Raw genomic sequence first — 8,538 nt, forward strand, 5'->3', positions numbered from 1 at the left:
TCGCGACGCCGAGGTCGGCCTCGCGTGCTTCGCCGGGTCCGTTCACGACGCAGCCCATGACGGCGACGCGCAGCGGGACCGTGACGTCCTTGAGCCCCTCCGTGACGTTCTCGGCGAGCGTGTAGACGTCCACCTGCGCACGGCCGCACGACGGGCACGAGACGATCTCGAGCTTGCGCTCGCGCAGGTTGAGCGACTGAAGGATCTGGTGACCAACCTTGACCTCCTCGGCCGGCGGCGCCGACAAGGAGACGCGGATGGTGTCGCCGATGCCCTCGCCCAGCAGGATGCCGAACGCGGTGGCGCTCTTGATCGTGCCCTGGAAGGCGGGGCCCGCCTCCGTCACGCCGAGGTGCAGCGGCCAGTCGCCACGCTCGGCGAGCTGACGGTAGGCCTTCACCATCACGATCGGGTCGTTGTGCTTGACCGAGATCTTGAAGTCGTGGAAGTCGTGCTCCTCGAACAGGCTCGCCTCCCACACGGCCGACTCGACGAGCGCCTCGGGGGTCGCCTTGCCGTACTTCTCGAGGAGACGGCGGTCGAGCGAACCGGCGTTCACGCCGATCCGGAGCGAGACGCCCGCGGCCCGCGCGGCCTGCGCGATCGCGCCGACCTGGTCGTCGAACTTGCGGATGTTGCCCGGGTTGACGCGCACGGCCGCGCAGCCCGCGTCGATCGCCTGGAACACGTACTTCGGCTGGAAGTGGATGTCGGCGATGACCGGGATCTGGCTCTTCTTCGCGATGATGTGCAGCACATCCGCGTCGTCCTGGCTCGGCACCGCGACCCGCACGATCTCGCAGCCAGACGCCGTGAGCTCGGCGATCTGCTGCAGCGTCGCGTTGATGTCGGTCGTCGGCGTCGTCGTCATGGACTGGACGCTGACGGGAGCGTCGCCCCCGACGAGCACCTTGCCCACCTTGATCTGGCGGGACTTGCGACGCGGGGCGAGCGTTTCGGGGACGCGCGGCATCCCGAGGTTCACGGCTGGCACGCCTCAAGGTTAATGCGCGCGGATGAACCCGGGCTGGACGGCGGCGGCTACCCAGCAGACACACGGATCCGCGTGAGCGAGCGGGCGTGGACGAGCGTGCGCCATCCTGCCCCGGCGACGCCGTCCGCCCGCGCTGTGGTACGTTTCGTGGCATGTTCGCGAACCTCACCTCCTGGTGGCCCGCCTCCTAGGCGGTGCTTTCGCGAACCTCGAGAACAGACCGCCGCTCCAGGCGGTCTTTCTGTATGTCAGGCCGCCGCACCGCCGAGGAGAACCCGATGACCGGGCCCACCCCCACCGCCGACCTGATCCACCGCCTCGCCGCGGATCCCGACGCGTCGTTCGCGCTCATCGCGCGCGCGGGCGCATCCGGATCCGTCGACGCCATCGAGGTGCTGACGGGACCCGTGCGGGACGTCGAGCTGCTCGCCGACATCCCGCTGCAGGACGCCACCGGTGCGCCGCGCGAGGTGCTGGCGCTCGTGCCCTACCGCCAGGTGCGCGAGCGCGGCTTCGAGGCGCACGATGACGACGCGCCGCTGCGCTGCCTGCTCGTCGAGACGCACGAGCGCGTCGACCTGGCCGATGCGATGGCCACGCTGCCGACCGAGACGATCCCGCTCACGGACGCGGGCTTCGACATCCCGGACGCGGAGTACGCCGACATCGTGCGCCGCGTCATCACGGACGAGATCGGGCGCGGCGAGGGCGCCAACTTCGTGATTCGACGCGACTACACGGCGGGCGTCGACGCGGATCCGCGCCTCGCGGCGCTGACATGGTTCCGGGCCCTGCTGCAGCACGAGCGCGGCGCCTACTGGACGTTCGCGGTCGTCACCCCGGGCCACATCGCCGTCGGCGCGAGCCCCGAGGCCCACGTCACGGCGCAGACGGGTGCCGCGGGCGAGGCGAGCGTCGTGACGATGAACCCGATCTCGGGGACGTTCCGCCATCCTGCGGGCGGGGCGACGCCGGAGACGCTCGCGGCGTTCCTCACCGACACCAAGGAGACCGAGGAGCTCTTCATGGTCGTCGACGAGGAGCTCAAGATGATGAGCGCGGTGTGCAGCGACGGCGGGCGGATCACCGGCCCGCATCTGAAGGAGATGTCGCGCCTCACGCACACCGAGTACATGCTGCGCGGCACCAGCCGCCTCGACCCGCGGGACATCCTGCGCGAGACCATGTTCGCCCCGACCGTGACGGGCTCGCCCATGCAGAACGCGTGCGCGGTGATCCGACGGCACGAGCGCACCCCGCGCGGCTACTACTCCGGCGTCGCGGCGCTGTTCACGCCGCGGGCGGACGGCGGACACGACCTCGACGCGCCGATCCTGATCCGCACGGCGTACCTGACGGACGGCCGCCTGCGCGTGCCGGCGGGTGCGACCCTCGTGCGCCACTCCGACCCCGACGGCGAGGTCTCCGAGACCCACGGCAAGGCCGCGGGCGTGCTCGGCGCGATCGGCGCCGTCCCGCGGGAGGCGCCCGTGCCGGATCCGGATGAGCCGACCCCGGAGCGGCGCCCTCTGGCCGAGGATCCCCGCATCGCGGAGCTGCTCGCATCGCGCAACGCGCGGCTCGCGCCGTTCTGGCTCGAGCCGCAGGGCTCCGATCCGGGTCCCCTCGCGGGCCGCTCGGCGCTCGTGATCGACGCCGAGGACCGCTTCACCACGATGCTCGCGCACCAGCTGCGCCACCTCGGCCTGGACGCGCGGATCGCGCACTGGAGCGAGGTCGCTGATGCCGATGTCGATGCGGCCGAGATCGTCGTGTCGGGCCCCGGGCCCGGCGACCCGCGGGACGCCGCGAACCCGCGCATCGCCCGCGTGCGCGACCTCGTGCACCGCCGGCTCGAGGCGGGCACTCCCCTGCTCGCCGTCTGCCTGAGCCACCAGATCCTCGCGGACCGCATCGGCATCGGCCTGAAGCCGCTGGCGAGCCCGCACCAGGGCCTGCAGAAGACCGTGGACGTGTTCGGCGAGCCCGCCTCGATCGGGTTCTACAACACCTTCACGGCGCGCGTGATGCCCGGGGTCTCGCGGCTCACCCCGAGCGAGACGCGGTGCGGCAAGGTGGGCGTCGTCGACGTCGCCGCCGAGGCCACGACCGGCGACGTGTACGCGCTGCGCGGCCGCGGGTTCGCGTCCGTGCAGGGGCACCTGGAGTCGATCCTCTCGCGCGACGGCATGCGCACGCTCGAACGCCTCGTGACGCACGCCGTCGGCTCGTAGCCGCGCCTTTCCCGCCGTGCCGGCGGGAACGCCCGTCAGCGCTAGCCCGCGAGCGTGATGGGGTTGAAGATGTCGGCCGCGAAGAGCAGAGCGCCCATGCCGATCATGAGCACCACGACGACGAGCGCCACCGGCACGAAGCGAGTGGCATCGGCGGGGGCCGGCTCGGGCCTGCCCCGCAGCCGCGCCCAGCCGCGCTTGATGCCGTCCCACAGCGCGATCGCGACGTGACCGCCGTCCAGCGGCAGCAGCGGGATCAGGTTGAACACGAACAGCGCGATGTTGACCGAGCCGAGCAGGCCCACCATCGCCGCGACACGGTCCAGGATGGGCGCCTCGGCCGCGGCGACCTCTCCCGCGAGCCGGCCGACGCCGACGACGCTGAGGGGACCGTTCGGGTCGCGCTCCTGTCCCGTGAAGAGGTCGACGGCCGTGTTCCAGAGCTGCACGGGGAGCTGAACGATGATGCCCGCGACGCGGCCCAGGTTGTCGGCGGTCGCCTGCGCCCCCGCCCAGATCGGCTGGTGCACCCGCTCGACGGCCGCCGTCATCCCCGCGAAGCCCACACTCTGCGTGGCGACCTCGCCGTCGGGGCCCGCCACCTGACGCTCGGCGAGCACCGGCGTCATCGACAGCTCCACCTGCGCGCCGTCTCGCAGCACAACGACCGGGATCATCTGATCCGGGTGCGCCTGCACGATCGCGGACGCCTCCGCGAACGTGGCGACGTCCTGGCCGTCGAGCGAGACGAGCTCGTCCCCGGGCAGCAGACCGGCGGCGTATGCCGGTGACGCCTCGGCGTCGGGCGCGCACTCGGTCGCGGTCGAGCCGGCGGGCACGACGCACTCGGCGACGGTGTCGATCGTCGTCGTCGTCTGCTGCATGCCGATCCCCGTGTAGAGGACCGTGAACAGGATGAGGGCGAGCAGCAGGTTCATGACCGGACCGCCGAGCATCACGATGACGCGCTTCCAGACGGCGAGGCGATAGAAGGCACGCGAGTCGTCGACGCCGACGAGGGTCTCGTGGTTCGCGTCGCGCGCATCCTGCACCAGGGTCGCGAGCATGCCGCGCGTGCGGGCCTTCGCGTGGACCGGGGCATACATCCCCGCCATCGACACGTAGCCGCCGATCGGCAGCAGCTTGACGCCGTACTCGGTCTCGCCGATCTGCTTCGACCACATCACCGGGCCCAGGCCCACCATGTACCGGCTCGTCTGCACGCCGAAGCGCTTGGCAGGGACGAGGTGTCCGATCTCGTGCAGCGCGATCGACACCGCCAGCCCCACCACGACGATGAGCACACCGATCACGAACGCAAGCACGGCCACGCGACAACGGTATGCCCGGAACCTTTGAATCGCGTGGCGGCGGACCCGGGCCGCGCGGGTAGATTCGTGGGGTGACGACCCGGCAGCTGCGCACCCTCCGCGGTGCCGCTGCCGCAAGCGTCGCGACGCTCCTCGCCGCAACGTCGCACACGATCGCCGGCGGGCCCGCACCGGCACCTCTGCTCGTGGCGCTCATGATCGCGCTCCTGACGCCCGTCGCGAGCGGCGTCGTCGGGCCGCGCGCGAGCCTGCCACGGCTCGCGGCCGCCGTCGCGCTGAGCCAGGCGGCCTTCCACGGCGCGTTCCAGCTGCTCGGCTCCCCCACCGGCGACCGCATCGGCGCCGGTCACGCGCACCACGCGGCAGGCGTCGCGCTCGTCGTCGCCGCGCCGCCGACGGAGAGCGCGGGCATGTACGCGGCGCATGCCGTCTCGGCGATCCTCACCGTCGCGCTGCTGTGGCGCGGCGAGCGCGTCGTCCGCGCCATCGCGCGCGAGACCGTCGCCGTGCTGCGCCGGGTCGGTATGCCCCGCGCCGCGGCGCCGGTCGCGCCGCCCTCTCGCCTCCCCGATGTCCCGCGGCCCGTCGTGTCGCGGGTGCTGTCCTCCGTCTCCCTGCGCGGTCCGCCCGCTCCGCGAAGCGCCTGAGCCGCGCGCGCCCGCCGGGTGCGCGCCGATCGGCGCACGCCGCAGATCCCTCACCGCGAGCGCCGAACGGCGCGGATCCGCGCGCTCGCTCGCACCCTCATCACTTGGAGACCGACATGCCCATCACCCAACGCACCCGCATCGCCGCCGGCATCACCCTCGCGGCCGGCCTCGTGCTCGCCGCTCCGCTCGCCGCGAGCGCGCACGTCACCGTCACGCCCGACGCCCCCGTCGCGGGCGGCTACGACGTCCTGACATTCGCGTTCGGCCACGGCTGCGACGGCTCGCCCACCACCGCGCTGCGCATCGACATGCCGGATGGCCTCGACTCCGTCACGCCGACGATCGCCCCGGGCTGGGCGATCGACGTCGAGCGCGACGCCTCGAACGGCCTCGTCACGCAGGTCACGTACACGGCCGACGAGCCCGTGGCGGACGACCGCCGCGCGACCATCGAGCTCGGTGTGAAGTACGCCGAGGACGCCGAGGAGACGCTGGCCTTCCCCGTCGAGCAGGTATGCGTCGACGGCGCCACGTCGTGGAGCGAGATCGCCGCCGACGGCGAGGACCCGCACGCGCTTGATCACCCGGCGCCGACCGTGGCACTGGGAGAGGCGGCTTCGACCGGGCACGGCGCGTCCGCGTCCCACGCGCACGACGCGTCGGCGTCCGACGAGACGGCCGAGTCGTCCGAGGAGGCCGCTGAGCCGGCGGCGGATCCGCTCCCCGTGGCCCTCGGGGCCGGCGGACTCGTCGCGGGCGTCGCCGCGCTCGTCGTGTCGCTGCTCGCCTGGCGTCGCGCGCGCCGCTGATCCACGACCGGGCGGTGCGCTCCGCGCGAGCGCGCCGCCTGGCCCATCGGCCGTGGGCGGTCGGCGCGGTCGGCCCCTCCCGCGGGCGACGCGGCCCATGCCCGGTACCGGGCGCGATCTGCCCCGCGTGCGAGACTTGTAGGGCCATGACGAAGCCTGCATCGAACATCCCGCCGGTCCTGCGTCCCGAGAACCCGCCGCGGCGCCGTCTCACCGAGCTCGCGGAGCGCTTCGGGCGCGATACGCGCGGATCCCTCGACGGGATCGAGGTCCGCGGCGTCACGCTCGCGACCAGCGATCTGCACCCCGGTGAGGTGTTCGTCGCCATCAACGGCCGCAACAGGCACGGCGCGGAGTTCGCGCAGGCCGCCGCGGACGCCGGCGCGGTCGCGATCGTCACCGACGCCCAGGGCGCGGACATCGCGGAGCCCGCCGGCCTGCCGATCGTCATCGTCGACGACCCGCGCGGCATGCTGGGCGAGCTCTCGAAGTGGGCCTTCGGCACGGATCACGACCTGCCGATCCTGCTGGGCACCACCGGCACCGACGGCAAGACGAGCATCACGCACATCCTCGACGGCATCCTGTCGCAGATGGGCGTCGTGTCGGGCCTGTCCTCGTCGGCCCTTCGCACGATCGCGGGCGAGTCCGTCATGGCGCGCCTCACGACCCCCGAGGCCTACGAGATGCACGCCCTGCTCGCGGTGATGCGCGAGCGCCACGTGGAGGCCGCCGCCATCGAGGTCAGCGTGCAGGCCATCATGCGTCACCGCGTGGACGCCATCGTGTTCGACGTCAGCGCGTTCACCAACCTCTCGCATGACCACATGGACGACTTCTCCGACATGGAGGAGTACCTCGAGGCGAAGCTGCCGCTGTTCCGCCCGGATCGCGCGCGTCGTTCGGTCGTCTCGCTCGACACCCCTGCCGGCGCCGAGGTCGTGCAGCGCGCCGAGGTGCCCGTCGTGACCATCGCGACGCCCGCGATCGCGGTCGATCAGGATCTCGCCGCGACCGCCGAGTGGACCGTGACCGTGCTCGAGGAGACCCTCGACGGCACGGGCTTCACGCTCACGAACAACACCGACGGCCGCACGTTCACGTCGTTCGTGCCCGTGATCGGCCCGCACATGGCGGCGAACGCCGGCATGGCGATCCTGATGCTGCTCGAGGCCGGCTACTCGTGGGAGCGGATCACCGGGGCGATCGCGAAGGACGGCGCCATCCGCGCGCACCTGCCGGGTCGCGCCGAGCGCATCCACGCCGCCGGCGAGAGCGGCCCCGCGGTCTATGTCGACTTCGGCCACACCCCCGTCGGCATCGAGAAGACGCTCGAGGCGATGCGGAAGGTCACGACCGGCAAGCTCGTCGTGATGATGGGTGCGGACGGCAGCCGCGACACCACCAAGCGGTTCGCGATGGGCAAGGCCGCGGGCGACTACGGCGACGTCGTGATCATCACCGACCACAACCCGCGCTGGGAGGATCCCGCCGTCGTGCGTCGGATGCTGCTCGAGGGGGCGCTGTCGGTGAAGTCCGCGGATGAGGCGTACGAGGTCGTGCCGCCCGAGAAGGCGATCGTCGACGCGGTGAAGCTCGTGGGTCCGGGCGACGCCATCATCTGGTTCGGCCCCGGTCACCAGGACCACCGCGAGGTGCAGGGCGTGCGGCTGTTCTACTCCGGCCGCGAGCTCGCGCGTCGCGCGCTGGACGACGCCGGCTGGCCCGTGGGTGAGCGCCGCTGGAACGACCCGTACGCGCGCGCCGAGTGAGCCGGGCGGCGACGCCGTCAGCAGTCCTCGCGTCCGCTCGACGAGCGGGTCGCGGCGATCCCTCGCCGGTCGCGCCGCCTCAACCTGAAGCGCGGAGACGTCTCTGCCGATCCCCGCCTAGAGCCGACCGATGATCCTGTCGGCCTCGGCGCGCGCCCACGTCTCCGCGTCCGCGAGCGACGCGCGCGTGAGCTCCGCGGGAGGCTCGTGCGCATCGACCACGCGGCGCACCGTGTCGACGATGCCGAGGAACGGCAGGCGTCCGTCGTGGAACGCATCGACGGCCTGCTCGTTGGCGGCGTTGTAGACGCCGGGGAAGGTCGAGCCCGCCGCGCCGACCTGCTTCGCCAGCTTCACGGCGGGGAACGCGTCGTCGTCGAGCGGCTCGAAGTCCCAGCTCTGCGCGCGCGTCCAGTCGATCGGGACGTCCACGTCGGCCAGTCGCTCCGGCCACGACAGGCCCAGCGCGATCGGCACCAGCATGCGGGGCGGTCCCGCCTGCGCGATGGTGGAACCGTCGTGGAACTCGACCATCGAGTGGATCCACTGCTGCGGATGCACGACGACCTCGATGCTCTCGTAGGGCACGTCGAACAGCAGGTGCGCCTCGATGACCTCGATGCCCTTGTTCACGAGCGTCGCCGAATTCGTCGTGATGACGCGGCCCATCGCGAAGTTCGGGTGCTTCAGCGCCTCTGCGGGCGTGACGCCCTCCAGCTGCTCGCGGCGGCGCCCGCGGAACGGGCCG

At 72.4% G+C, this 8,538-nt stretch carries 6 protein-coding genes and 1 pseudogene; 4 read left to right on the forward strand and 3 right to left on the reverse strand.

Features of this window, described 5'->3' with window-relative positions:
- The coding region (gene ispG / locus RIF89_RS08455; protein WP_309068681.1) for a flavodoxin-dependent (E)-4-hydroxy-3-methylbut-2-enyl-diphosphate synthase at positions 1-994 on the reverse strand (994 nt) is incomplete at its 3' end.
- A gap of 278 nt (positions 995-1,272) precedes the next feature.
- Here ispG and RIF89_RS08460 point away from each other — a divergent pair.
- Positions 1,273-3,228: a chorismate-binding protein gene (locus RIF89_RS08460; protein ID WP_309068682.1), complete on the forward strand. Its 1,956-nt coding sequence runs from the start codon at positions 1,273-1,275 to the stop codon at positions 3,226-3,228.
- A 41-nt stretch (positions 3,229-3,269) separates the two neighbouring features.
- Here the strand turns inward: RIF89_RS08460 and RIF89_RS08465 are convergent, their stop codons facing one another.
- The gene (locus RIF89_RS08465; protein ID WP_309068683.1) at positions 3,270-4,559 is read right to left on the reverse strand and encodes a M50 family metallopeptidase; all 1,290 of its coding nucleotides are present in this window, start codon (positions 4,557-4,559) and stop codon (positions 3,270-3,272) included.
- A gap of 71 nt (positions 4,560-4,630) precedes the next feature.
- On the opposite strand from RIF89_RS08465, the gene RIF89_RS08470 reads away from it, so the two are divergent.
- The 3 genes from RIF89_RS08470 to RIF89_RS08480 all read left to right on the forward strand — a co-directional run bounded on the left by RIF89_RS08470 (position 4,631) and on the right by RIF89_RS08480 (position 7,790).
- Positions 4,631-5,206: a hypothetical protein gene (locus RIF89_RS08470; protein WP_309068684.1), complete on the forward strand. Its 576-nt coding sequence runs from the start codon at positions 4,631-4,633 to the stop codon at positions 5,204-5,206.
- A gap of 116 nt (positions 5,207-5,322) precedes the next feature.
- Positions 5,323-6,018 carry a YcnI family protein gene (locus RIF89_RS08475; RefSeq protein WP_309068685.1) on the forward strand — a complete coding sequence of 232 codons (696 nt, stop codon included), beginning with the start codon at positions 5,323-5,325 and terminating at the stop codon, positions 6,016-6,018.
- 146 nt (positions 6,019-6,164) lie between these two features.
- The gene (locus tag RIF89_RS08480) at positions 6,165-7,790 is read left to right on the forward strand and encodes a UDP-N-acetylmuramoyl-L-alanyl-D-glutamate--2,6-diaminopimelate ligase (RefSeq protein WP_309068686.1); all 1,626 of its coding nucleotides are present in this window, start codon (positions 6,165-6,167) and stop codon (positions 7,788-7,790) included.
- Between the two features lie 117 nt (positions 7,791-7,907).
- Here the strand turns inward: RIF89_RS08480 and RIF89_RS08485 are convergent.
- A pseudogene (locus RIF89_RS08485) lies at positions 7,908-8,538 on the reverse strand (1-deoxy-D-xylulose-5-phosphate reductoisomerase); the annotation flags it as partial.

The organism is Microbacterium sp. (genome assembly GCF_031178525.1).
Taxonomy (GTDB): domain Bacteria; phylum Actinomycetota; class Actinomycetes; order Actinomycetales; family Microbacteriaceae; genus Microbacterium.